This window comes from Acinetobacter sp. 5862, from assembly GCF_024494585.1.
Taxonomy (GTDB): domain Bacteria; phylum Pseudomonadota; class Gammaproteobacteria; order Pseudomonadales; family Moraxellaceae; genus Acinetobacter.
This window is the reverse complement of the sequence record NZ_JANHGP010000071.1, coordinates 1-24,807: the sequence shown is the minus strand read 5'-3', so window position 1 is coordinate 24,807 and position 24,807 is coordinate 1. Positions and strand designations below refer to the sequence as shown.

Below are 24,807 nucleotides of genomic sequence, written 5' to 3'. Positions count from 1 at the left end.
TGCTGGCATATACAATTTAGATTGGGTGAAAGATAAACAATTAAATTGATTGAAAAATGATTTATGAAGGAAGTCTATTGATTGAGTGAAAACTTTTTATTAACTTGATCATATGTTTATTCCAACTAAAAGAGTGTAAATGAATAATGTTATTTTATTGCTTTTTTAGAAAATAGCTTGCGAGTACTGTCGTTACTTATTGGTCTTAATGTTTGTTTCTGTAATAAAATTTTAATAAGTGTAATATTCTATTTTTCAAATAATTAATTTAAGTTAGGCAAATAGTATGTCTAAATTTATCATAAACATACTGTTTTCGAGTCATGAATTCAATCATCAAGTTTTTCTAAAAAAAATTCAATAATTGCCCTGCATTTACTTTCTAATTGTTCAGCATAATCTAAATTAGCTTGTCGTAACTGAGGAATTGATAAGCCTGCATGCCGTATTTCACACGTATGCCCAATGAGCCATTTCTCAAAACTGTGTTGGTTTATCTCAAGATGAAATTGTAAAGCTAGAATATTATTTCCCACGGCGAATGCCTGATTTGGATAAATTTCTGAGCTAGCGAGTAAAGTTGCTTGTGATGGTAAATCGAAAGTATCACCATGCCAGTGTAAGACATGAATATTTTCTAATGCTGATAATGGGTTTTGATCAAGATTTTTTATTTCTAATGGGCTCCAACCAATTTCTTTTTGATGGCCTGCGTAGACTTTTGCACCTAATGCATGTGCGATCAATTGTGCGCCTAAACAAATACCAATAGTTGGTTTATTCGCATTCAAGCGTTGCTTAAGGCCTTCAATTTCTTCTATAAGAAAAGGGTAGTCTTCAGTTTCATAAACACCAATTGGTCCACCAAGGATAATGGTAAGACCTTCATAATTTAAAGCGGGTTTAAGATCATCCACACCCGCTTCAAAATAACGAACACGGAAACCGAGTTGATAAAAAATATCTTCTAATGAACCTAAATCTTCAAATGCAAGATGTTGAATTGCATAAACTGTTTTAGGCAAAGAAATTGAAGTATCCATAATCTGTGTAATCACTATAAATAGAACTTAGTTAAGGCATTTTTTGTTCAAGCCAAGAAAATAAATCCTCATAGACTTTCTTTCGCACAGGCGGTGCAGATAAGACTAAATCATGTAAGCCATTTTTGATTGCTAAGGTTTGTACATCACCTTTCATTTTCTTTGCATTGTGTATCATATCTTTGACATCTAAAATCACATCACTTTGCTGTGCATCAACACCCCATTTTTTTGGATATTTGGATTGGTGTGAATGCATAATCAAGGTTGGAATATTTAAACTAATACCGCGATGGATTTCTTTTTGTGCTTTGTGGATCGCATTTACAAAACATAAATGAACAAAAGGGAGTGATTTGGGCTTCCAATTTAAGTTGAAATCCCATTCACCATAGAAATCTTTATGTAGGCTTGGTGTATACCATTGATTTAAGCCACTTGGGAATTTACCATTTGGTAAACGTTCGCCAACTTCGCTTAATAAGGGAATACCAATTTTTTTCTCTATTACACTTTTATAAAAATCATAAAAAGGACTGTTGGTCCATAGTGCTTTAATCAGGCGATGATCTGGGTAATGTGCGGCGTAGAGCGTTGTAATTAAGCCGCCCGTAGAGTGCCCAGCAAGTAAAACTTGATTGTGATTTTCTTGACCAATAATTTCGAGTGCTTTAGTGATTTCAGCATCATATTCACGTAAGTCGAGTAGATAATAAAACTTCTGATGCGGTAATTTTGAGCGACCATATTTTCTGAGATCGAGAGCATAAAAATCATAACCATGCTGGTTAAATTGTTCTGCCATTTCTGTTTGAAAGAAGTAATCACAGAAACCGTGGATATATAGAACCGCTTTCTTGGTGGCTTGAGCTGATTTCTTGCGAACTAATGTTGCAACGACTTTCCCATCATAATCATCAGCAAAATTTAAAGTGAGTTGCTGATAATCTTCTCCCAATATATCTGTTTGATATTTATATGAATTTGAAATGTTCATTTTTATATCTAATCTGAATTAATTAAGAAACACATTAAATGAAAATGTTTGGATGTCAATGTAAAAGTGAGATACAAACAGTTCTCAAAATCAGTTTGAGTTTTTACTTTTACAAAAAAATCGTTAAGCTATGTGCTGTTGTTTTTGACTGAAGAAATTATGAAACAAGAGACTGCACTGAAGTTACTTAAAGCTGGGGAAAATGTTTTTTTAACAGGTTCCGCGGGTGCAGGAAAAACCTATACGCTAAATCAATATATTCACTATCTTAAAGCGCGAAAAGTCCCCGTTGCGATTACGGCTTCTACTGGGATCGCGGCTACGCATATGAATGGAATGACCATTCATACGTGGGCAGGGATTGGAATTAAAGATCGTTTGAGTGATGATGATCTGAAGCGTATGAAAGAGCGTAAATATTTAAAAGAGCATTTAGAAAATGCCCAAGTCTTGATTATTGATGAAATTTCAATGCTGCATGCCAAACAGCTTAATTTAGTCAATCAGGTGCTTAAATACTTCAAAGAAAGTGATGAAGCTTTTGGTGGAATTCAAGTCATTGTTGCAGGTGACTTTTTCCAGTTACCACCAGTAGGTAAGAAAGATGAAAGTAATCGAGATAAATTTTGCTTCATGTCTGAAGCGTGGGTTGAAGCAAAATTCCGAGTTTGCTATTTGACTGAGCAACACCGTCAGGATGATGAAATTTTAAATCAAATATTAAATGCGATTCGAGCACAGAGCATTCAGCAGAATCATATTTTTGCATTACAACAATCGCGTCAGCACGATATTGGCGAGACCTTTACCCGTTTATACACACATAATATGGATGTGGATAACATCAATTATCAGCATCTGAACGAAATTGAGAATGAAAGTCATCAATTTAATGCTGTTTTAGATGGTAATGAAAAATTAATCGAAACACTGAAGTCATCGGTACGTGCACCTGAAGAATTGACTCTTAAAAAACATGCCAAAGTGATGTTTGTCAAAAATAACTTTGATATGGGTTATATCAATGGCAGTTTAGGTGAAGTGATTGGTTTTGAGGAAGATGATAAACAAGGGATTTTACCAAAAGTCAAATTGACAGATGGAACGACATTACTTGTTGAACCAGAAACATGGTCAATTGAAAATGAAGCAGGCAAGGTGATTGCAAGTTATCAGCAAATTCCTTTACGTTTGGCATGGGCAATCACTATTCATAAAAGTCAGGGTATGACTTTAGAAGCAGCAGAAATTAATTTAACGCATACTTTTGAAAAAGGTCAGGGTTATGTGGCTTTGTCTCGATTAAAGTCACTAACTGGACTGAAATTGCTTGGGTTTAATGAACAAGCACTTGAGTTGGATAGTTTAGCAATTAAAGCAGACCGCCGTTTTCAGGAATTATCGACCGAAGCAGAAGTGAATTTTGAAAATATTGATCTAACCCCACAGCATAATGCCTTTATTCGTCATTGTGGCGGCACGCTGAATGCAACTGAAATTGCACGCAACGAGAAAAAACTTTCGAAAGGCGAAAAACAGAATTATGCAGCAGCGACTTTAGAGGAAACACGTGCTTTATTTGAAGATGGTTATGAAATTGAAGATATCGCGCATGAGCGAGGGCTAACGCCTGCAACGATTATTAACCATCTCGCGCGATTGCATAAAGAGCAAGGATTAGATATTTCCATTGCCAACCCCGGTGATGAAGTCGTTGAAGAAGTTCGTAAGATTTATAAACGTTTACACAAACGTAAAAATCCTGAGCATTTTACCGATGATGGTTCAATTAAGTTACGTCCAATTGTGGAAGCTACAAGTCCGCGTATGGCTTATGATCAAGTCCGTTTAGCATTACTGTTTATCGAATAAGGGATTTAAATGCCTCATCTGATTGCAAATTATTCAGCAAATTTAGCTGATCTTGATCAGCAAAAACTTCTTAAGCTAGTTAATACAGTACTGGTTGAGACTGGATTATTTAGTGCCCATGATATTAAGTCGCGCATTTTTAAAGATGAGGTGTTTTTGATTGGGTTGGAGGATCATCAAGAAGCTTATGTTCATCTAAAACTTTATATTTTGAGTGGACGAACCCAAATTCAGAAGCAAGCAGCAGGTGAGGCATTACTCCGATTGTTAGAACAAAAAGGTTATCTAAAAAATGAGGCTGAATATTCAATTCAATTATGTGTTGAAGTGATTGATATGCCAAAAGAGAATTATTTTAAGGCAACGATTCAAAATGATCATTAGAGAATGATCATTTAATTTCTCAATGCACAGATTATTTTGACCAATTTCGGGTATTTAATTTGAAGTTCTGCTCCATGAAGAAGCTGCCTATCCATAGAAAAGTGAGCACTATCATAGTGATTGTCTGGAAATAAGTCATAAACAGCATCACGAATAGGAGTTTCACTTTCATCATTATTATTCAAAAGGTAGGCTTCATCAGCACAATAGAGTAGTTCCTCTGCCCAACAATTACTAATATCGAAACTATATTTCCCATTAATAAAACTTTGTATATCACTTCTAATATCATCAAAAAATGTTTTACCTTTAAGAATTAGCCAACATCGGAAATAAATAAAACCATCATCAGATAGGTATGAGTCGAAATTATAAATATCATGATCTTTAGTGAAATCACATTCAAGAATCATGGATAACTCAGCAATTTCAGCCTTATAAAGTTGAGAGAGCTTCTTTTGTAATGTTTTTTCAAAGATGATGAGTTGTTCTTTATTTAGTTTAGACAGGTATAGGGTTAAATTTTTTAAATGTGTATCTATATCATATTCATTCCAAGGTAGATCTTTTTGGGTATTTGAAATGTCGATTGCAAGCCAAAATAGAAGATCATCAGGATTAGAATTAGGCTTATATTCAAATAAAGACATTATTTTTCTCGTTATATTTAAAGTTCTAAAATTTCAATGTCTACATATTGCTGAATTAAATTATCATCGAGCATATGAATATAATCTAAAAAAGCGACATTAAAGCTTCCAACTGTTTGGGCGTGGTCATATGCCAGTTTGCCTGCAATAGCAAAATGAATATGTGCAGCAAGCGCCGCAATGGTTGAATTCGTTACTGCATGATAAGCGGCGGTTAATGCACCTAGAGCGCATCCTGTTGCAGTAATTTTAGGCTGTAAATGGCAACCACCATTTACTTTGATTACCATATCCAATTGTTTGGAAATGATATAGTCAGATTCACCAGAAATCGCAACACACTCTGTATGCTGTAACAAGCTTTTTGCTTGAGCATAAACATCATGGCTATTTAATGTGCTATCAACACCTTTAGATTGAACTTGACTGCCCGCTAAAGTGCTGATTTCAGAGGCATTGCCACGGATAATCGTAGGTTGAAACTTGAGTAATTGATCGACAGTTTCACTACGCCATTTCAGGATTGCTCCATAGCCAACAGGATCGAGTACCCATGGTCTTTGTTGCTGTTGTGCTGTCTCAGCAGAAATGAGCATCGCTTGAGTTTGTTCAGTCGTCGGTGTACCAATGTTGATGTTTAAAGCTGCACAAATGTTTGTAAAATCTGCTGCTTCAAATGGATTGTCGATCATTGCGGGCGATGCACCAGCTGCAAGTAAGATATTTGCGACGTAATTATTGGCGACACTATTGGTAATACATTGTACCAATGGGGCTTGTTGCTGAAGAGCTTGCCAAGCTTCAATCACTTGTTCAATCAGTTGTTGTTTTTGTGACATTCATCACCCCTTAAAAATTTACAAAAATAATAGTTTAACGCGTAAAGTAGTGGTCTTGATGCTTACATCGACGACAAATCAATGATACATAGTCTGTAGCATCATAATCGACTACAAGATCATTTGAACCGCAATACATGCAACGCTTTACTGCGTAAAAATTTAAACGAGCTTCAATCTTGCGCCAAGATTTCCAGACAGGTTGAATAAAAACACTTTCGTCATAACCCAAGAATTTAAATAATAATACTTCGCTCATTTTACTAAATGGAATGGTGTATGGGCGAGGTAATGTCGTGGTTTCCCAACGTTCAGCCAAAGCGCGTTCACGATATTGTGCTAATGTCTTTTTGAGTAAGTTGGTATTAATAAATTTATCGTTTCTTGGCTGCAATGCTTTTTGCTTATAGAGATACTCTAACGCAGTTTGAATTAAGTAAAAAATTTGACCCACTGCGAGTCCTTCCATCAAGCGATAGCAAAAGGCCTGAAAGGAGCGATTGCCTGCAATTTGAATTCCCCAAGTTCTACAATAAAACTGCATGAACTGGACGATTTCTTGATAAAGAATCAAATACAAAGCATCTTTAACTTCATCTGTTGTTTTGAAGGGAATACCCAAACTTAGATTCTCATAAAACCAATGGCGCAATTGTTGGGTTACACTAAATAGACTCGGATCAGAATAACCATCAAGCCGAAGATTAAGATAAAAATGTTCTGGTTCTAGGCTCGAATCTTGTGATTTAAAGATGCCTAATTTGAGTAACTCTTGAACGAGTTGATTTTGAAATAAATAATTGGGGGTGAAATCATGATATTTAATATTCTTCCAGTGGATGAATTCATCATGCTGTACATCTTCACGAGCATAACTGTCCAATAAACTTAGTAAAAATAATTTATGCATAAAGCTGAGTTGATTCAGGCTATAAATCACTTCATCTTTGACTTTGTATTTACGTTGTTCTTGTAAAATAGTTTGTTGAGTTTGTTTTTTGCGCTGAGCTGTGCATTGAGCACAATGGCAATTCAGTTTGCTCTCACTTTTAAATACACGATGTTGGCAATGGCTACATTCGTGAAATTGAATTTCTTGTGAATATTGTTCAGCTTCAATCCAGAACATGGATGCTTGGCACAATGGGCAATGGCTACTTTCATCTAACTGCTTTTGCAGAATCTGTAAATCCATTGACAATAAACCTATATAACCACGAAATGAAAGGATTATACATTGCTCGTGCTCGGAGTGAGAAAAAGATTATTTGCACTGAAAAAGTGGTTTTGTATTGAGATTTAATCCACTGAATTTTATATAAAAGCTAAGCAGGTGGCTTATCCATTTTTTAAAATATGGTAAATTTCTGTCCCAATTAAAAGATGTTATTAAGTTTGTTTTAGAAGTAGAAAGAGATAAGGATGAATAATCAATATTGTTGAAATGCTCTATTGCATTAATTGCTTGTTTTACAAGTATTCTCTCAGATGTAAGTACAATTGAAGGCTATTGGCGCAGTATTGATGATCGGACAGGCGAACAACTGACTATTATTGAAATCAAGAAAGCAGCGGATAACACTTATCGCGGAAAAATCGTTTATATCTATCCGAATGCACAAGGGGCGATCGTAACACATTGTGTTAACTGTCCACCGCCGTATACAGGAAAGCCACGTTTAGGTTTAGAAGTTTTAACTGGTTTGGTTGAAGACTCCAATAAAGCAAATAGTTTTATTAATGGACGCATCTTAGAGAGCAAAACTGGAAAAGTGTACAAAGGCAAAGCTCAGTTAAGTGCTGATGGTAAGCATTTAAATATCCGCGGTTATGTTGGAATTTCAGCTTTGGGTAGAAATACGGTTTGGATATGCACAGATAGTGTGAACCCGTAATCATTTCTTTTTTAATATATGAATTGCTTAAAATTTATTGTGATTTTAAACAATTAAATATCCACTCGTCTTGTTGACTGTCTAAGAACATTGGAATAAAAATGTATATCAGATGGATCTATTTTGCACTTAGGGAGAGCATATTATGCAAAAACATTCACTCATGAAAGGAATCGTGGGAATTTCATTTGCCCTATTCGCAACTGCTAATTTCGCGATGACACCTGAAGGTTTTTGGAAAAGTATTGATGACCGTACGGGCGAACAGCTTTCAATCGTAGAAATTAAAAAGAAACCTGATAATACTTATACAGGAACAATTGTATATCGTTACCCTGTTCCAGGTGGTGGTAGTGTATTAACCAATTGTGTGAAATGCCCTGAGCCTTTCAAAAACAAACCTATTTTAGGACTTCAGATCGCATCAGGTTTGCGAGAAGACCCTAAAAATCCAAACCATTTTATAGACGGAAAAATACTCGAACCTAAAACGGGCAATTTTTATAAAGGCAAAGCTCAGTTAAGTGCTGATGGTAAACGTTTACGCATGCGCGGATATATGGGGATCTCTGCTTTAGGTCGTACCCAAGTTTGGATTAGGACTGACAGTGCCAATCCATAACCCTGTTGAACAAATAAATTTGGTTCAATATTTGGGTTTATATCTAAATGAATTCATGTCTAATCGTCTTTTAGTCATTTTATGAATTCATCTATGTAGATCAGTGTCAATGCTTTGATATTGAATCAGAAAGGTTTTTTATGCTATATCCTAAGAGGTCGAGCATAAAAAAGATTTTTCTTATTCAAAACGTTGAGGCTTCTATGTATAAAAATTCATTAAAGAAATGCCTAATCGGAATGGTATTGGCTATTACAAGTATTAGTAGTTATGCAAGTTCAATCGAGGGTTACTGGAAAAGTATAGATGATCGTACGGGTGAGCAGCTTTCAATTGTCGAAATTAGAAAAGGCACAGACGGTTATTATCATGGCAAAATTGTCTATCGTTACCCCAATGCACACGGTATTAAGCTAGCCAATTGTGTTAAATGCCCTGAACCATATACCAATCATCCAATCCTTGGCTTAGAAATCTTATCAAAGCTCAAAGATAATCCTGAAAATCCAGATGCGTATATTGATGGTAGAATAATGGAACCTACCAGTGGCCGGATCTACAAGGGCAAGGCACTTGTAACGAGTGATGGTAAGCGTTTACGGATGCGTGGCTATATGGGGATCTCGGCTTTAGGGCGGACTGTGGTTTGGCTAAGGACGGATCATGCCAATCCTTAAAAATCTTGTAATTTGATAGAAATGTGAAGAATCTATTTTGTATTTAAAAAATATTATCGTTGATTACATGAATTATATCAGTTAGATAAGTTTTTTAAAGCAAAAGAACGCACCAGTAGAGTGAAAGTTCTAGTGAAGTGTGATAAGTTTCAATAATTAAACCTATAAAGATGAATGGGCTAGTTTTTAAAAGACGGGGTTAGTATGCTAAATCAAATGTTTATGAAAGGAATCGTGGGTTGGGCTATTGCTTTTGCAAGCGTGACAAGTTTTGCTGCATCGATTGAGGGTTACTGGAAAAGTATTGATGATCGTACAGGTGAGCAGCTTTCGATTTATGAAATTAAGAAAGGTGCCGATGGGACGTTTCATGGAAAAATTCTTTATCGTTACCCTGCTCCTGGTGGTGTGGCATTAACCCATTGTACAAAATGTCCTCCTCCATATACTAATAAACCATTAGTTGGTATGGAAACATTTTTGGGGTTTAAACAAGATGAAAAAAATCCAAATTTGTACATGGATGGTCGTGTGTTAGAACCTAAGAGCGGTAAAATCTATAAAGGCAAGGCGAACTTAAGTGCTGACGGTAAACGTTTACGTCTGCGTGGATATGTAGGTATTTCTGCACTAGGTCGTACACAAGTGTGGATTCGTACTGATAGCCCAAATCCTTAGTTTTAATTTGACTAAAACCTCGAATTTCAGATTCGAGGTTTTTTTATTGGGTAAACTAAACAGGGCACGGTATATTTTCGTCCTCCTGACCGATTTTTTTGGCGTTTATAAGCGCTTGAACTTTTTTACTTGGTAATTTTTCTTTTCCAAGTTCGTCATAGGTATTCACGATATTCGTTACTTCTAAGCTGCTGAGTTCGATTCCTTCTGCTGTTAAAAAAACGGAAATGACATGATGATCCACACCTGCTTTTGCGAGATCATGGATCGCTTTAATATTTTCTAAACGATATAAGTGTGCTTTTAATTCCATCGTCTTAACCCTCGCTTGTTTTATTGTATTACCTACATTGGCATATAAACTTAAGCAATAACCGTGCACAAAATGTAAAGCGCATAAAAAAAATGTAATTCGAACCTTAGAATTTGGTTAATTTTGTAGCGTTTATTTAAAATTAGAAAATACTGTTGTTATTCTGTCTAAATAAAATTCCATTTTAATCAATTAATTTGAAAATCACTGAACTAAACCCCAATAAAAATACTTGAAACTAAGATATGGGCTTAAAGACAGCTTTTGTAAGTTGGCGTATGATCGACTAATCAAGAAGTCTTGATAACAAGACCATCCGACATGATGAACGATAAGGAATACTGATGAATATTGCAGCACAGCCTCCTGTACAAGCAGATCAAACGATTTATTTAAAAGATTATCAAAAGCCATCGTTCTTGGTTGAATCAATCAACTTAAATATTCAAGTTTATGATGATCATACGATTGTTGATTCTACACTGGTGATGAAGCGTCAGGCAGCGGGTGAGCTGGTATTGTTGGGTCGTGATCTGGAGTTACAATCCATTCAAATGAATGGACAGTTGTTGAATGCTGGTCAGTATCAACTGGACAGTGAACAATTGGTGATCACCGATGCACCAGATCAGGTCATTGTGCAAACCAAAGTGATTATTCATCCTGAATCAAATACCCAGCTTGAGGGGTTGTATAAGGCAGGTGACTTATTTGTCACCCAGAATGAGCCTGAGGGCTTCCGTAAAATTACATTCTATCCAGACCGTCCAGATGTGTTGGCGGAGTTTACCACCCGTGTTGAAGCGGATAAAAAATATCCAGTATTACTTGCAAATGGTAACTTATTGGAAACGGGTGAAGCTGGGGAAGGTCGTCATTTTGCAATTTGGCAAGATCCAACCAAAAAGCCAAGCTATTTATTTGCCTGTGTGATTGGTGATTTAGCGGTACTGAAAGATCGTTACACCACATCAGAAGGCCGTGATGTTGCTCTTGAAATTTATGCAATCGATAAAGATATTCCAAAATGTCACATCGCAATGGAAGCATTAAAGCATTCGATGTGTTGGGACGAAGAACACTATGGTCGTCCGTATGATCTCGATAACTACATGATTGTCGCCGTCAGTCAGTTCAACATGGGTGCAATGGAAAATAAAGGTTTAAATATCTTTAATACATCTTGTGTACTTGCCGATGAGGAATACACCACTGATGCTGCGATTATGCGAGTTCAATCTGTAATTGCACATGAATATTTCCATAATTGGACAGGCAACCGAATTACCTGTCGTGACTGGTTCCAGTTGTGTTTAAAAGAAGGCTTAACGGTTTTCCGGGATCAGTCTTTCTCTGAGGATTTACAATCAGCGGCCGTACAACGAATTGATGATGTAGCGGTATTGAAATCGCATCAATTCCCTGAAGATGCAGGACCATTATCACATCCACCTCGTCCAGACCATTTTGTTGAAATCAATAACTTCTATACCGCGACAGTGTATGAGAAGGGTGCTGAAATCAATCGCATGATGGCAACTTTATTGGGGAAAGAAAAATACCGTAAAGGCACAGATGAATATTTTCTGCGTCATGATGGGCAAGCAGTTACAGTTGAAGACTGGGTTGCGGCATTGAGTGCAGGTTCAGGTGTTGATCTCTCTAACTTCCTCACATGGTATAACCAACCGGGGACACCAAAGTTAGAAGCTCAAGGTGAATATGATGCTGCTGCACAGACTTATCGTTTAAGCTTCAAACAAAGTTTGAAAGCACATCCAAAATATCCAAACCTCAAAGCAGTGCCAATTCCTGTGGCTCTCGCATTATTCAATGCCAATACAGGTGAGCAATACACCTTGCACAGCACTGATCTGTTTGTAAATGAGGTCAAAGATGGGGTGTATCTGTTCGATCAGGATAAGGCAACGATTGAATTTACAGGCGTAACTGAACAACCAGTGGCATCACTGTTGCGTAATTTCTCTGCACCTGTGAATTTAGTCTTTGATTATTCTGATGATGATCTTGCCTTCTTGATTCAGCATGAAACTAATGGCTTCAACCAATGGCAAGCGACACAAACTTTATTAGAGCGTATTCTTTTAGAAGATCATAAGGTGGATACCTATATTCAGGCAATTAAAAATACCTTGCCAGACTTAGTGAATAAAGATCCGTTATTGGCATCTCGCTTATTTGATGTACCGAGTGAAAACTATTTAGGCAGCCGTATTGATCAAGACTATGAGCCTGAATTGATTCGAGAGAAGCGTGAAGCTGTGCTGGATCGTTTAGCACGCGATCTTGGCTCATTTTGGAAAGAAACGTATTTGGCTTTAGACCCAGACCAGCAAAAAGAGTTCTCTTTGGCAATGGGCGTGCGTTCATTGAAAAATATCACCTTGAATATGTTGGCGCGTCAAGGTGATGAATCTGTGTTTGATTTGGCTTATACCCAATATCAACAAACAGGCAATATGTCTGAACGTTTAGGGGCATTACGCGTTTTGGTCTGGAATGATGCGCCACAAGCGCAAGCTGCACTTGCAGATTTCTATAAGCGTTTTAAAGATGAAGCCTTGTCTTTAGATCAATGGTTTAGCATCCAAGCATCGAATCCATGTGCGACAGCGGAAACGATTGAGTATCTGACTAAGCACGCCGATTATGATTTGGGAACACCGAACCGTATCCGTGCAGTGAGTGGTGGACTAGCTGCAAATCCAGTCAATACGTGGAGCTTTGGTGTTGATCATTTCATCGAGCTTGCCGCTTATTTGGATGAGAAAAATCCAATTTTAGGTTCGCGTTTATTACAAGTACTGTCTCGTTGGTATACTTTAGCCGAACCACAACGTAGTCAGGTGCAACAGGCGCTTAAGGCGTTACAGCCTAAAGTGAAATCGAAAAATGTAGCAGAAACATTGAACAGTTTACTCAGTATTTAATTTACTGATTAAATGAATGCAAAAAGGATGTCGTCAGACATCCTTTTTTATTTGACAATTAATATTGTCAAAAATAGTATGGAAATCATTTGAATACGAATGACTATAATGGAAATAAAAACAATCACATTACCGACACGTAAAATCGAAGTTGAAGTGTATGCACCTGCACAGACGTCAGAAAAAGTCCCTGCAATTTTATTGCTGCATGAGTTGTTTGGCATTCTCGATGTGTATCGGGAAGATGCGAAGGACTTGGCAAATCGTGGCTATCTGGTTTATGTACCCAATTTATTTGGTGGTGGTGCAGTCAAGTATTGTATTCGTGCAATGGTCAGTAAGGCTGGGCGAATCAATTCAGCTGATAGTGAAGTTAATCAAGAAATTCATGTCTTGTTAGATGCGTTAAAGGCAGACCCAAGATCCAATGGTCGCTTGGGCATGCTGGGACAATGTTTAACGGGTGGTTATGTGATTCAAATGGCCAAGCGTGAGGACATGCTGGCACCTGTGGTTTATCATCATTCACTGGGAATTCAAGGTGCAGGCGTACCGAAAAAAGAATCTCTGGATGACATTCGCATTTTGCAGGGGCATTGGTCAAATGTTGATCCATTCTGTCCAGCAACCAAGCGCAACAAACTGATTCAGCAACTGGGTGATCGGGTTGAAGCCTATACCTATAACATGCCGCATGGTTTCCGCAGTGTCAGTCGTAGCCTCCCTGAAGCAAAGGTGGTCTGGCAGCGTACAGTTGAATTTTTTGATCGTGAATTAAAACAAAATATTGTATAAATGATATGCTTAGGCACATATCATATTATAAATATTGATTCTTATAGAAATAAAATGAGAGGGGAAAATGTCACATACATACGAATATGCAGGTTTTTGGATACGCTTTCTTGCGTCTATTATTGATTCGATTATTCTGATTGTCGCTTTGATTCCGATCATGATGATTATCGCACCAAATGCTGCAAGTGGTTTTACAGGCTGGACATGGTCAGATTGGCTTGGCCAGATTATTGGTGCAGTTTTTTATATTGTATGCTGGGTAAAATTTGCAGGAACACCTGGAAAACGTTTATTACGTTTAAAGGTACTGGATGAAAAAACAGGCGAAAACCTCACGGTTGGGCAAGCTATTCTTCGTTATATTGGTTATTTTCCATCTACGCTGGTTTTCTTTCTCGGTTTTATCTGGATTGCATTCGATAGTAAAAAACAAGGCTGGCATGACAAAATCGCAAAAAGTGTAGTTGTACGTGAGTTGTAACTTTAGATTTTCAAGATGAACACAAAAAAGTCGTCATGGTTGACGGCTTTTTTGTTTCTATCCACATGAAAATAAATGAATTGAGAGGCGATGTCTCATAAATGATATATCAGTCTTTTAAGCTTTCACATAGAATAAAATCGCATTGATAAAAATGAGAACAACATGAGTTCAGAGGCACATTCAATCAGCTTAATTGCACCCGTGGTTTTATTGGCTGCAGCTGTGATTGCAGTCCCTATTTTTAAACGAATAGGTTTGGGTTCGGTACTGGGTTACTTAATTGCAGGCTTGATCATTGGACCATTTGGCTTTGCTTTCTTCCAAGACTCCGCATCAATTTTACACATCGCAGAGTTAGGAATCGTCATGTACCTGTTTGTGATTGGGCTGGAAATGCAGCCTTCACATTTATGGGGACTCAGACGTGAAATCTTCGGTCTAGGCACTTTACAGATTGTAGCCTGTGCGGCAGCACTGACAGGTGTGGGGCTTTTATTTGGATTTAAATGGCAAGTTGCATTTATTGGTGCAGCAGGTTTTGTACTGACGTCTACCGCAATTGTGATGCAACTCTTGGGTGATCGTGGTGATATTGCACAGCCACACGGTCAAAAAATTGTCGCAATTTTATTATTTGAAGACTTATTAATTGTCCCATTATTGGCAATTGTTGCTTTTATGGCACCGAATCATGTGGTGGAAAGTACCTCAGCACGTTTGGAAAATATAGGTATTGGTTTAATTGCAATTGCAGGTTTAATCGCCGCAGGTTATTGGTTGCTCAATCCTTTATTTAGATTGCTTGCTGCTGCAAAAGCACGAGAAGTGATGACTGCTGCTGCACTTTTAGTGGTGTTGGGTGCTGCTTTATTGATGCAAGTCAGTGGCTTATCTATGGCAATGGGGGCATTTCTTGCAGGTGTGTTGCTATCAGAATCAACTTTTAGACACCAAATTGAAGCCGATATTGAGCCATTTCGAGGAATTTTATTGGGGTTATTTTTCCTTGGTGTTGGAATGTCACTGGATTTATCGGTCGTGAAGCAAAACTGGCAGCTGATTGTCAGTGGCGTTATTGCAATGATGTTTGCGAAATCACTCATGATTTATATCATTGCGCGAATAACCCAAAGTCGGCATACGGAAGCTTTGGATCGTGCTTTATTGATGGCGCAAGGCGGTGAGTTTGCTTTTGTTCTGTTTTCTACTGCTGTCTCCGCTCAAGTCATTGATAATACCGTTAAGTCGAATCTAACAGCAATTATTGTACTGTCTATGGTATTGACTCCAATCTTAGGCATTGTGTTTAAACGTTTTACCGAAACCAAAGATCAGATCAATTTAGACAATGTCAATATTGCTGAAGGCTTGAGTGGCAGTATTCTAATGATTGGTTTTGGCCGTTTTGGGCAGGTGACCAGTCAATTATTACTGGCAAGAGGCGTTGATGTCACCATTATTGATAATGACATTGACATGATTCAAAACGCGGAAAAATTCGGTTTTAAAATCTATTATGGTGACGGTTGCCGTCTGGATATTCTGCATGCTTCAGGAGCCGCCACAGCTCAGGCAATCGTGGTGTGTGTCGATAGTAAAGAAACCACCAATCGAATTGTGGAACTGGTGACGCATGAATTTCCACTGGCCAAGCTGCTGGTACGTTCCTATGACCGCGAACACTCACTTTATTTAGTCAAGCAAAAAGTGGATTATATGATTCGTGAAACCTTTGAATCAGCAATCAAGTTTGGCGGCGTGATTTTGCAAGAACTGGGTGTCGATGAAGATGAGGTTCAGCGCATTGCCGATGAAATTCGTGAGCGTGATAATGAGCGTTTTGAAACAGAAATTGCTGCGGATGATGTCTATGCTGGGGTGGGTTTACAATACTCACATTCTCATCCTCGACCTACAGCGCCATTGATTCGACCTAAACAAGCAGGACGAATTTTAAATGGTGAAGAAACTGAAAAGGATGTAGAAGATAGGTAAATCGATTTTGAAATAAAATGGATTTAAATAAGTCTTAGCTAGACTAAACTAAGACTTATTTTTTAATTTAAATTTGAATAAAACTAAAACAAAAATACCCAATAAAAGCCCCCAAAATGCAGAACCAATTCCCCAAAATTGAACTCCTGATGCGCTACATAAAAAGGTGAGTAATGCTGCTTCTCGTTCTTCTACGTTTGCAAAAGCCACTGCAATGTTATGGCTAATCGTGGCAAATAGGGCAATACCTGCAAGTGCAACAATAAAAATAGGCGGAAATGACATGAGTAAGCTGACTAAGGTTGCAGCGAAAAGCCCCATTAAAATATAAAACAAACCACAGCTTATACCTGCAATATAGCGTTTGCTCGGATCAGGATGCACTTGATCATCTAAGCTGACTGCTGCACTAATCGCGGCTAAATTGATCGAGAAACAACCAAAAGGGGCGAAAATCGTATGTGCAATGCCTGTCCAGCCTACAATTTGATTGACGTGTGGGTGATAACCATAACTTTTGATCATGGCGATACCGGGCAAATTTTGTGAAGTCATATTGATGACAAACAAGGGTAAGGCTAGCCCCAGTAATGCAGACCATGAAAATGAGGGTTGCATCCATACAGGTTGAGTAAAAGACCAAGTGATTGAATGTAATTGAAAATCAATAAAGAGCGGGCAAATCATCGCTCCTAAAATCACTGTCAGCACAATGCTATAACGAGGCAATAAGCGTTTTGACACAAGATAAATTGCTAACATGCTTAAGATAAAGCCGAGTTGACTTTCTAAGTTGCTAAAAATCTGAATTCCAAATTTTAATAAAATCCCAGCAAGCATCGCACATGTGAGGCTTTGAGGAATATGCGCAAGTAACTTTTGGAAAATGCCTGAAAATCCAACGATTGCGATTGCGACGCCACAAATTAAGAAAGCACCAATTGCTTCATACAAGTCATAATGGCCAGTCGATGCAATGATCAGTGCAATCCCTGGGGTTGACCATGCTGTAGCAACTGGATATTTATATTTCCAAGATAAGATGAGTCCTGATAATCCAATCGCTAAACCTAATGCCCAAAACCAAGAGCTGATTTGTGCTGTATTTGCACCTAAAGATTGTGCGCCTTGGATCACTAATACAGCAGAAACGCTAATCCCAATCAGGAAGGTAATAAAACCAGCAAAAACGGCAGGAATCGAAAAATCTTGAATTAGACGTTGCATCAAGGCATCTATACTTGATTAAAATTTATTGAAAAGTATATCGTTAATTCAGCGGAAATCGTAGTTTAAAAATGATTGAATTAATTGATCATATGATCAAAACATTATTATGTAAGGGTAGACGTTGCCAACCGTAATCCAAAAATAAAAAATAAAATACCCACGCTACAAACACCTCCAGCGGCAAGTTTGTAATTATGTTTGAAAAAGTTTGCTAATTTAACACCTGAAAAAATCAGAGCAGTCAGATAGGTAAAACTGACTAGTTGCACAATAATGGCTAAGATCAGAAAGCTGAGTGCTGGATAAGCATAATTGGGTTGTACAAATTGCACGAAAAAAGACAGGAAAAACAGAATCGCTTTAGGATTGAGTAAACTGATACTGAGTGCGGTACGATAGGGATGAATTTGATCTAAACGAGGTAAATCAGCCATTTCTGTAGGATGTGCAGGCTTATTCCATGTCTGATACGCACTTTGTAATAGCTTGAAGCCTAGGTAGGCGAGATAACAAGCGCCTGTTAATTTTAAAACGATAAATAAAATCGGGAAGGCTTTTAATAATGATGCCGCACCTAAGACCGTACACAGGATTAAAATCGAATCGCCTGTGAATACGCCACATGCCGCAGCATAACCTGTACGAATACCATAGCGTGAAGCGACCGACATCACATATAAAGAGTTTGGGCCAGGCAATAACACAATTAAGATTGTACCAATAATGAAAGTGGTTAAATCTGTTATGCCGAACACAATCTACTCATTAAAAAACCGATTTTCATTAATATAACAAAAATCGGTTTTTATAGGTGAAAAATAAACTAATTAAGGTCGAATCTCTGCATCAATACCAAAAGATTCACGCAGTAATAAACTCAAATGATCACGTGCTTTGATAAAGCCATCAATACCACCTTGTAGTAATTGGAAAGCCATTAAATCTTGCTCAAGTTCAGCTTTAAAACTTTCTTTGGTCTGGGCAGAACGTTCAATTTTTTCCGCCTGTTGTGCAGCCTCATTGCTCAGTTGCGCTGTAACCGTTTGTTGATCCTGATCCAGTTGTGCCAATAAATTTGGCGCAATGGTCAATAAATCACAACCTGCCAAACCAAGGACTTGTGCTGTGCTACGGAAACTTGCCCCCATGACCTGTGTTGGAATGCCGTGTTGCTTGTAGTAGTTATAGATTTTCTTAACCGATAATACGCCTGGGTCTTTTTCAATTGGATATTGATCAACGCCCTCAGCCTTTTTATACCAATCCAGAATACGGCCAACAAAAGGGGAAATCAGCGTGACTTTGGCATCAGCACAGGCTTGGGCTTGATGTAGGCCAAACAACAAAGTCAGGTTACATGGAATCCCTTCAGCCTCTAAAACTTTAGCTGCTTGAATGCCTTCCCATGTTGACGCGATCTTGATTAGGATACGAGATTGTTCAATACCATAATCTTGGTAAAGTTTAGAAAGTTCACGCGCTTTGGCAATTGTCGCATCAGTATCATAAGAAAGAGAAGCATCGACTTCAGTTGAAACACGCCCATCAATCAATTTTAAAATTTCAACGCCAAACTTTACTGTCAAAATATCAATGGTGCGTTCAATCAGTTCATCACTTTGATAGCCTTCTTGTTTTGCTTGTGTATAAGCATCTTCAATCAGCTGTTTACTTTCAGGTTGTTCAGCCGCTGCTGTGATGAGTGATGGATTGGTTGTTGCATCTAAGGGACGAAATTTTTCAATCGCTTCTAGATCACTACTATCGGCAACAACGGTTGTTAAATTTTTTAATTGGTGTAATGCAGTCTGAGTCATTGATATAGCGTTCTTACTTAAACAGAATTATGGATAACTTCTTTATAGCACAATCTACAGGAAAGCAAAGCATCGCTTTCAATACATTTAAATCTGAGTGATTTACTCTATTTTCTTGGTTGCTGACGTTGTTGTCGAATATGCTCAATCAAAAATCTAGCAGCAACACCTAACTCGCTTTCTCGACTCCAGACTAGATCGACATAGTATTCAAACTTAGGTGTGAAATCATAAAGTTCCAAAACTTTTAGTTTTTTCTTTAGTTCAGGATTCTCATTAAACATTTCTAAGGGCAAAACTCCCCAACCTAAATTCCGAAGAATCATCATACAAGCAGAATGATGATTATCTGTACGCCAATAGTCTTTAGAAAATAACAATTCAGGTTTAATGCTATGGTCACGGCTAGCGACCACGATTTGGCGTGTCTGCACCATTTGCTCAAATGAAATTTGCTCAAATTGGGCTAAAGCATGACCTTGAGCAATCACTGGAACAAGAGCTTCTCTTTTTAATTCAACAAATTGTTCACGACTATCTAATTGTTCTCGTTCAAACATCAGTGCAAGTTGTGCAGACTGATCCAGTAACATCTGTAAAGCATCTTCCTGAGGAGCAGAAAAAATATTAATAGTCAGATTTGGAAAATGTTGTTCAAGCAACGTAATGTAATCGGTCCAATTGGTATGTAGCAATTCAGAAACCACGACAATGTTTAAAGTTGACTCTAGTCCAGCGCTGAGTGCATGAGCATGTTGTTTCCATTGATTGATTTCAATCAAAAGTTTTTGAGTTTTCTCATATAAAACCATTGCCGCAGGTGTTGGTGTAGGTTCACGTCCAATTCGCTCGAATAAATTGAGATTCAGATCAATTTCTAAATTGGCAATTGACATACTCACTGCCGAAGGAACTTTGCCGAGTTTCCGCGCAGCAGCCGAAAATGAACCTGTTTCGATTACGGTCTGAAACATGAGAAGTTGTTCTTGATTAATATTCATCTGTCAAAACCAATCTATCAAAAAAAGTGAAAGAACCTGATTGGATTAATCAGAATTATAAAAATAAAATGGCGCGTATCCAAATAAAAGAGTGTTAGAAAATGTTGATTTCCAGAAGAAGACTCATTCATGCAATTAGCTATGAAGTGATCTTATTGGTCATCATCGCAATTGCGTTAAGTTTTATTTTTAGTATGCCTTTGGAGGTGACTGGTATTCTAGGTGTAATCATGGCCATCATTTCAGTGATTTGGAATATGATTTTTAACCATTATTTTGAGAAAGTTGAACATAAATATCAGTGGAAACGAACGATTCCTGTGCGTATCTTGCATGCGGTTGGTTTTGAGGGTGGTTTGATGCTTGCGACCATTCCAATTATTGCTTATATGATGAAGATGAGCTTTATTGATGCATTAATTTTAGATTTTGGTCTAACGATGTGTATTTTGGTTTATACCTTTATCTTCCAATGGTGTTATGACATGGTAGAAGAGCGTTTCTTTCCTGATGTGAAATTTGCATCTTGATATATAAATAAAGGCATTGTTTAGTAGACTCTTTTAAACAATGCCTTAAAATCACATAATTGATTAAAATAAAAAGGATTTTTGATACTTATTATGGATACAGATCATTTCTGGAAAACTTTTGTGATAATTCATGGTTTCGTTATTTCTTTTATATATTGATCTATATGCTAGCTGATCAATTGTCTTAGAAGCTAAATAGCCTAAGTAGATCTCAAACAGAATAGAAAATTCACATCCCTAAAAAAACTCCATGCTAAACTAAGCGCATTGTCTTTTCGATTACATGATTTTCTCTATGTTTCAACAAGAAATCTTTCAATTAAACCTACAACAATTCAAAGCAGGTGAAAAGCGCTGGATTGGTTCCTTACGTGGATCATCAGCAGCATTATTATTTAAAGAAATTGCCACGCAAAGTTCAAATCTATATGTGATTGTTGCGAGAAATAATCAGCATCTTGCTCAGCTCGAAAGTGAACTTGAATTTTACGGGATAAAACCAACGATTTTTCCTGATTGGGAAATTTTGCCTTATGACCGTTTATCTCCGCATCAAGATATTGTTTCTGAACGTTTGGCGATTTTAGCGAATATGCCACAAAAGGGTATTCTACTGGTTTCTGCCAGTACCTTAGCGCAACGTGTTGCACCGTACTCATGGGTGGTTGGTGAACATTTTGATATTAAAGTTGGACAACGACTTAATTTGGAAGCACAGAAAAAGCAACTGGTGCAGGCGGGTTATCGTTTGGTTGATACTGTTTATGATCATGGAGAATTTGCAGTTCGTGGCAGTATCATGGACATTTATGCATCTGGACAAGATCAACCGATTCGAATTGATTTATTTGATGATGAAATTGAGAGCTTAAAATTTTTTGATCCAGAAACGCAGAGAACCGCTGAATCTTTAAAAAACTTCACAGTTTTACCAGCAAAAGAATTTCCTTTAAAAGAGGGACGTTCTACCTTTAGAGATCGTTACGCAGAAAGTTTTCCAACTGCGAATCCTAAGAAAAACCCAATTTATCAAGATGTACTTGAAGGAATTGCAACACCGGGATTAGAGTTCTATTTACCTTTATTCTTTGAGAAAAAGGTGATGGAAGCGCAAAGTATGCTTATGACATACTTACCAAAGAATTGCGTTGTCATTACAAATAACGAAGTTGAAGATGAATTAATCAATTTTTGGAAAGAAGTGGTTCGTCGTTATGAAGATCGCCGTCATAACATCGACCAACCAATTCTTCCGCCTGAAGAGCTTTTTTTAATGCCAAATCATGTGTTACAGGCATTAAACCAATTTCCAAGGATTTTAGCTTCAGCAGAAGCATTTGACGAAAAAGTAGGCGTTTTAAATCTTGCAGCAGAACAACCACTAAAGCTTGCGGTTGATCCTAAAAAAGAGCAGCCTTTTCAAGCTGTCAAAAACTATATCGATCAAATTAAATTTCCTGTTCTTTTAGTCGCTGAAAGTGCAGGACGACGCGAAACTTTAAAAGATGCGCTGCGCTCAGTTTTAGGAGAAATTCAAACAGTCGATAGCTTTGCTCAATTCCAAAAGGATAAGCTAAAAGTTGCGATTACAAGTGCTCCTTTAGACCGTGGTTTACTTCTCACAGATCAATTATCAGTTATATCTGAAAATCAACTTTACGAACACAGAGTTGTTCAACGTAGACGAAAACGCCAGCAAGAAGTCTCCGAAGAGTTTTTAATTCGGAGTCTAACCGAACTGAGTATAGGTGCGCCTGTCGTACATATTGATCATGGTGTTGGACGTTATGCGGGATTAGTTACCTTAGAGATTGATCAGCAAGATCATGAGTTTTTACAACTTGATTATGCTGATGGGGCTAAGGTCTATGTTCCTGTCACCAATTTACATTTGATCAGTCGCTATAGTGGTGGAGATCCTGATCTTGCGCCTTTGCACAAGTTGGGTACAGATACATGGAGTAAAGCTAAGCGCAAAGCTTTAGAGCAAATTCATGATGTAGCGGCTGAGTTATTGCATATACAAGCTCGTCGACAATCAAAACCAGGTTTTGCGTTTGAGCTAGATCACACGGCATATATGCAATTCGCAAGTGGCTTCGCTTATGAGGAGACACTAGACCAAGCCAATGCGATTGAATCAACTCTTCATGACATGCAACTTGCGAAACCTATGGATCGTTTGGTTTGTGGTGATGTTGGTTTTGGAAAAACTGAAGTTGCGATGCGAGCAGCCTTTGTAGCAGTACAAAACAATAAACAAGTCGCAGTTTTGGTGCCGACGACTTTACTTGCACAACAGCATTATGAGTCGTTCAAAGATCGCTTTGCTGATACAGCAGTTCGTATCGAAGTTTTATCACGTTTCGGAAGCAACAAAACGCATCTAAAAATCATTGAAGATTTGGCTGATGGCAAAGTTGATATCGTGGTCGGAACCCATAAAATTCTGCAAGAAAATGTACAGTTTAAAAATTTAGGTTTAATGATCGTCGATGAAGAACATCGTTTTGGTGTGCGCGATAAAGAGCGTATCAAAGCACTTCGTGCCGATGTGGATATGCTTACGCTCACAGCAACCCCAATTCCTCGTACCTTGAATATGGCATTCTCTGGAATGCGTGATTTATCTATTATTGCGACGCCACCAGCACGCCGTTTAGCCGTAAAAACTTTTGTTCAAGAGCATACGGATGACTCTGTGAAAGAGGCAATTCTGCGTGAATTATTGCGTGGTGGACAAGTCTACTTCTTACATAATGAAGTCGATACAATCGAACGAGCTGCAGAAAGTATTCGAACCTTGGTTCCAGAAGCTCGTGTAGCAGTTGCTCATGGACAAATGCGTGAGCGTGAACTGGAACAAGTCATGCAGCAGTTCTACCACAAAGAATATAACGTACTCGTTTGCTCTACGATCATAGAAACGGGTATTGATGTACCGAATGCCAATACAATCATTATAGAACGTGCAGACAAACTGGGTTTAGCGCAGTTACATCAATTGCGTGGTCGTGTTGGGCGTTCGCACCACCAAGCGTATGCTTATTTGTTAGTGCCTTCCATTAAACATCTCAAAGGTGATGCGGAAAAACGTCTTGATGCTATTCAACGTGCTTCAACACTGGGCGCAGGATTCATGCTTGCAACTGAAGACTTGGAAATCCGTGGTGCAGGTGAATTACTCGGTGAGCAGCAAAGTGGTTCGATGCAGGCAATTGGTTATAGTCTGTATATGGAAATGCTGGAAAAAGCCACCAAAGCCATCCAAAAAGGTAAAACGCCAAACTTTGATGCGCCTTTATCATTAACTGCTGAAATCAACCTGCACATGCCTGCGCTGATTCCAGATGATTATCTGGGTGATGTACATCAACGCTTATTGTTCTATAAACGTATCAGTAACACCGATACGCAGGAAAAACTCGATAACATCCGTATGGAGTTGATTGACCGTTTTGGTATTCCACCACAGTCGGTCAAACAACTATTCAGCGTTCATCAAATACGTTTAAGGGCAGAGCAACTGGGTATTACCAAAGTGGATATCAATAGCAATGGCGGTTATATCGAGTTTTCACCAGACACACCAGTGCAAGCGATCAGCATTATTCAGTTAATGCAAAAAAATCCAACCTATTATCGTATGGAAGGAGGACAGCGTTTGAAGGTCACAGTGCAATTGGTTGAGTATGATAAGCGGATTCAGTTTATTGTTGAGCTACTGAATAAATTGCTAAATGAGCTACATAGTTAGTTGAAAAATATATTTTTTGCTGACGAATTGAACAGCTTGGATTCCCTTTAAGCAAATAATGTGCTTTTTGTCTGATGCCGATGTAATAAATAAGGAAAATCATTGTTATTTGTAATCAAACAGGTGACTAATAATATTCACATCAAAACTGATGTGATAGTATTGATCATCATTATTATGCATCATTTATAAAGATAGGACTTACGCACTATTATTTATAGATTCTCTGTGGTAGGAGATGATTTTTATCGAGAATAAAGTCATCAATGAA

22 protein-coding genes are annotated in these 24,807 nt (G+C 37.8%); 12 read left to right on the top strand and 10 right to left on the bottom strand.

What is annotated here, in order from left to right; all coding sequences use genetic code 11:
* Positions 1 to 329: 329 nt before the first annotated feature.
* Entirely contained in the window at positions 330 to 1,043 is a 714-nt protein-coding gene (locus tag NO346_RS14225) for a glutamine amidotransferase (protein WP_256415568.1), read from the bottom strand.
* A 31-nt stretch (positions 1,044 to 1,074) separates the two neighbouring features.
* On the bottom strand, positions 1,075 to 2,040 hold the full coding sequence (locus NO346_RS14220) for an alpha/beta hydrolase (RefSeq protein WP_256415567.1): 966 nt from the start codon (positions 2,038 to 2,040) through the stop codon (positions 1,075 to 1,077).
* A 159-nt stretch (positions 2,041 to 2,199) separates the two neighbouring features.
* Here NO346_RS14220 and NO346_RS14215 point away from each other — a divergent pair, with 159 nt between their 5' ends.
* Both NO346_RS14215 and NO346_RS14210 read left to right on the top strand, forming a co-directional pair.
* Entirely contained in the window at positions 2,200 to 3,912 is a 1,713-nt protein-coding gene (locus NO346_RS14215; protein ID WP_005160879.1) for an AAA family ATPase, read from the top strand.
* Between the two features lie 9 nt (positions 3,913 to 3,921).
* The gene (locus NO346_RS14210) at positions 3,922 to 4,296 is read left to right on the top strand and encodes a 5-carboxymethyl-2-hydroxymuconate Delta-isomerase (RefSeq protein WP_256415566.1); all 375 of its coding nucleotides are present in this window, start codon (positions 3,922 to 3,924) and stop codon (positions 4,294 to 4,296) included.
* Between the two features lie 11 nt (positions 4,297 to 4,307).
* Here the strand turns inward: NO346_RS14210 and NO346_RS14205 are convergent, their stop codons facing one another.
* Genes NO346_RS14205 through NO346_RS14195 form a run of 3 tightly spaced genes read right to left on the bottom strand, consistent with a single transcriptional unit; the run spans position 4,308 to position 6,980 of the window.
* The gene (locus NO346_RS14205) at positions 4,308 to 4,946 is read right to left on the bottom strand and encodes a DUF4240 domain-containing protein (RefSeq protein ID WP_256415565.1); all 639 of its coding nucleotides are present in this window, start codon (positions 4,944 to 4,946) and stop codon (positions 4,308 to 4,310) included.
* 17 nt (positions 4,947 to 4,963) lie between these two features.
* Positions 4,964 to 5,785: a hydroxyethylthiazole kinase gene (gene thiM, locus NO346_RS14200; RefSeq protein ID WP_256415564.1), complete on the bottom strand. Its 822-nt coding sequence runs from the start codon at positions 5,783 to 5,785 to the stop codon at positions 4,964 to 4,966.
* 34 nt (positions 5,786 to 5,819) lie between these two features.
* The gene (locus tag NO346_RS14195) at positions 5,820 to 6,980 is read right to left on the bottom strand and encodes a hypothetical protein (RefSeq protein WP_256415563.1); all 1,161 of its coding nucleotides are present in this window, start codon (positions 6,978 to 6,980) and stop codon (positions 5,820 to 5,822) included.
* A 238-nt stretch (positions 6,981 to 7,218) separates the two neighbouring features.
* Between NO346_RS14195 and NO346_RS14190 the strand changes: the two genes are divergently transcribed.
* The 4 genes from NO346_RS14190 (at position 7,219) to NO346_RS14175 (ending at position 9,657) form a co-directional block, all read left to right on the top strand.
* Positions 7,219 to 7,680: a DUF2147 domain-containing protein gene (locus tag NO346_RS14190; RefSeq protein WP_256415569.1), complete on the top strand. Its 462-nt coding sequence runs from the start codon at positions 7,219 to 7,221 to the stop codon at positions 7,678 to 7,680.
* Between the two features lie 145 nt (positions 7,681 to 7,825).
* Positions 7,826 to 8,302, top strand: coding sequence for a DUF2147 domain-containing protein (locus tag NO346_RS14185; RefSeq protein ID WP_087536841.1), 477 nt, complete (start codon positions 7,826 to 7,828; stop codon positions 8,300 to 8,302).
* A gap of 239 nt (positions 8,303 to 8,541) precedes the next feature.
* On the top strand, positions 8,542 to 8,979 hold the full coding sequence (locus NO346_RS14180; RefSeq protein ID WP_371924588.1) for a DUF2147 domain-containing protein: 438 nt from the start codon (positions 8,542 to 8,544) through the stop codon (positions 8,977 to 8,979).
* 204 nt (positions 8,980 to 9,183) lie between these two features.
* Positions 9,184 to 9,657, top strand: coding sequence for a DUF2147 domain-containing protein (locus NO346_RS14175; protein WP_256415561.1), 474 nt, complete (start codon positions 9,184 to 9,186; stop codon positions 9,655 to 9,657).
* 55 nt (positions 9,658 to 9,712) lie between these two features.
* Here the strand turns inward: NO346_RS14175 and NO346_RS14170 are convergent, their stop codons facing one another.
* On the bottom strand, positions 9,713 to 9,970 hold the full coding sequence (locus NO346_RS14170) for a hypothetical protein (RefSeq protein WP_256415560.1): 258 nt from the start codon (positions 9,968 to 9,970) through the stop codon (positions 9,713 to 9,715).
* A 344-nt stretch (positions 9,971 to 10,314) separates the two neighbouring features.
* Between NO346_RS14170 and pepN the strand changes: the two genes are divergently transcribed.
* From pepN to NO346_RS14150, 4 genes are all read left to right on the top strand, one after another.
* Positions 10,315 to 12,921, top strand: coding sequence for an aminopeptidase N (pepN, locus tag NO346_RS14165; protein WP_256415559.1), 2,607 nt, complete (start codon positions 10,315 to 10,317; stop codon positions 12,919 to 12,921).
* Positions 12,922 to 13,029: 108 nt separating this feature from the next.
* Positions 13,030 to 13,716 carry a dienelactone hydrolase family protein gene (locus NO346_RS14160; RefSeq protein WP_256415558.1) on the top strand — a complete coding sequence of 229 codons (687 nt, stop codon included), beginning with the start codon at positions 13,030 to 13,032 and terminating at the stop codon, positions 13,714 to 13,716.
* A 67-nt stretch (positions 13,717 to 13,783) separates the two neighbouring features.
* On the top strand, positions 13,784 to 14,200 hold the full coding sequence (locus tag NO346_RS14155; RefSeq protein WP_005160844.1) for an RDD family protein: 417 nt from the start codon (positions 13,784 to 13,786) through the stop codon (positions 14,198 to 14,200).
* Positions 14,201 to 14,365: 165 nt separating this feature from the next.
* Positions 14,366 to 16,198: a monovalent cation:proton antiporter-2 (CPA2) family protein gene (locus tag NO346_RS14150; protein WP_256415557.1), complete on the top strand. Its 1,833-nt coding sequence runs from the start codon at positions 14,366 to 14,368 to the stop codon at positions 16,196 to 16,198.
* A gap of 48 nt (positions 16,199 to 16,246) precedes the next feature.
* Here NO346_RS14150 and NO346_RS14145 read toward each other — a convergent pair whose 3' ends face one another.
* From NO346_RS14145 to NO346_RS14130, 4 genes are all read right to left on the bottom strand, one after another.
* Entirely contained in the window at positions 16,247 to 17,425 is a 1,179-nt protein-coding gene (locus NO346_RS14145) for a benzoate/H(+) symporter BenE family transporter (RefSeq protein WP_256415556.1), read from the bottom strand.
* Positions 17,426 to 17,532: 107 nt separating this feature from the next.
* Positions 17,533 to 18,183 (bottom strand): leucine efflux protein LeuE, encoded by a 651-nt coding sequence (gene leuE, locus NO346_RS14140; RefSeq protein WP_087536851.1) that lies wholly within the window; start codon positions 18,181 to 18,183, stop codon positions 17,533 to 17,535.
* 72 nt (positions 18,184 to 18,255) lie between these two features.
* Positions 18,256 to 19,245 (bottom strand): transaldolase, encoded by a 990-nt coding sequence (tal, locus tag NO346_RS14135; protein WP_256415555.1) that lies wholly within the window; start codon positions 19,243 to 19,245, stop codon positions 18,256 to 18,258.
* Positions 19,246 to 19,352: 107 nt separating this feature from the next.
* A complete protein-coding gene (locus tag NO346_RS14130) occupies positions 19,353 to 20,246 on the bottom strand; it encodes a LysR family transcriptional regulator (RefSeq protein ID WP_256415554.1) in 894 nt (297 codons plus the stop codon).
* 101 nt (positions 20,247 to 20,347) lie between these two features.
* Between NO346_RS14130 and aceI the strand changes: the two genes are divergently transcribed.
* Entirely contained in the window at positions 20,348 to 20,776 is a 429-nt protein-coding gene (gene aceI, locus NO346_RS14125; protein ID WP_087536854.1) for a chlorhexidine efflux PACE transporter AceI, read from the top strand.
* Between the two features lie 298 nt (positions 20,777 to 21,074).
* Positions 21,075 to 24,536: a transcription-repair coupling factor gene (gene mfd / locus NO346_RS14120; protein ID WP_256415553.1), complete on the top strand. Its 3,462-nt coding sequence runs from the start codon at positions 21,075 to 21,077 to the stop codon at positions 24,534 to 24,536.
* The last annotated feature ends 271 nt before the right edge of the window (positions 24,537 to 24,807 follow it).

Excerpts from the sequence above, each read along its gene's own strand:
- NO346_RS14160 (WP_256415558.1), top strand. The coding sequence starts at position 13,030 with ATGGAAATAAAAACAATCACATTACCGACACGTAAAATCGAAGTTGAA.
- NO346_RS14180 (WP_371924588.1), top strand. The coding sequence starts at position 8,542 with ATGGTATTGGCTATTACAAGTATTAGTAGTTATGCAAGTTCAATCGAG.
- thiM (WP_256415564.1), bottom strand. The coding sequence starts at position 5,785 with ATGTCACAAAAACAACAACTGATTGAACAAGTGATTGAAGCTTGGCAA.
- NO346_RS14150 (WP_256415557.1), top strand. The coding sequence starts at position 14,366 with ATGAGTTCAGAGGCACATTCAATCAGCTTAATTGCACCCGTGGTTTTA.
- NO346_RS14210 (WP_256415566.1), top strand. The coding sequence starts at position 3,922 with ATGCCTCATCTGATTGCAAATTATTCAGCAAATTTAGCTGATCTTGAT.
- aceI (WP_087536854.1), top strand. The coding sequence starts at position 20,348 with ATGTTGATTTCCAGAAGAAGACTCATTCATGCAATTAGCTATGAAGTG.
- NO346_RS14175 (WP_256415561.1), top strand. The coding sequence starts at position 9,184 with ATGCTAAATCAAATGTTTATGAAAGGAATCGTGGGTTGGGCTATTGCT.
- NO346_RS14205 (WP_256415565.1), bottom strand. The coding sequence starts at position 4,946 with ATGTCTTTATTTGAATATAAGCCTAATTCTAATCCTGATGATCTTCTA.
- NO346_RS14195 (WP_256415563.1), bottom strand. The coding sequence starts at position 6,980 with ATGGATTTACAGATTCTGCAAAAGCAGTTAGATGAAAGTAGCCATTGC.
- NO346_RS14185 (WP_087536841.1), top strand. The coding sequence starts at position 7,826 with ATGCAAAAACATTCACTCATGAAAGGAATCGTGGGAATTTCATTTGCC.
- pepN (WP_256415559.1), top strand. The coding sequence starts at position 10,315 with ATGAATATTGCAGCACAGCCTCCTGTACAAGCAGATCAAACGATTTAT.
- tal (WP_256415555.1), bottom strand. The coding sequence starts at position 19,245 with ATGACTCAGACTGCATTACACCAATTAAAAAATTTAACAACCGTTGTT.
- NO346_RS14130 (WP_256415554.1), bottom strand. The coding sequence starts at position 20,246 with ATGAATATTAATCAAGAACAACTTCTCATGTTTCAGACCGTAATCGAA.
- NO346_RS14145 (WP_256415556.1), bottom strand. The coding sequence starts at position 17,425 with ATGCAACGTCTAATTCAAGATTTTTCGATTCCTGCCGTTTTTGCTGGT.
- NO346_RS14220 (WP_256415567.1), bottom strand. The coding sequence starts at position 2,040 with ATGAACATTTCAAATTCATATAAATATCAAACAGATATATTGGGAGAA.
- NO346_RS14155 (WP_005160844.1), top strand. The coding sequence starts at position 13,784 with ATGTCACATACATACGAATATGCAGGTTTTTGGATACGCTTTCTTGCG.
- NO346_RS14170 (WP_256415560.1), bottom strand. The coding sequence starts at position 9,970 with ATGGAATTAAAAGCACACTTATATCGTTTAGAAAATATTAAAGCGATC.
- NO346_RS14225 (WP_256415568.1), bottom strand. The coding sequence starts at position 1,043 with ATGGATACTTCAATTTCTTTGCCTAAAACAGTTTATGCAATTCAACAT.
- mfd (WP_256415553.1), top strand. The coding sequence starts at position 21,075 with ATGTTTCAACAAGAAATCTTTCAATTAAACCTACAACAATTCAAAGCA.
- NO346_RS14215 (WP_005160879.1), top strand. The coding sequence starts at position 2,200 with ATGAAACAAGAGACTGCACTGAAGTTACTTAAAGCTGGGGAAAATGTT.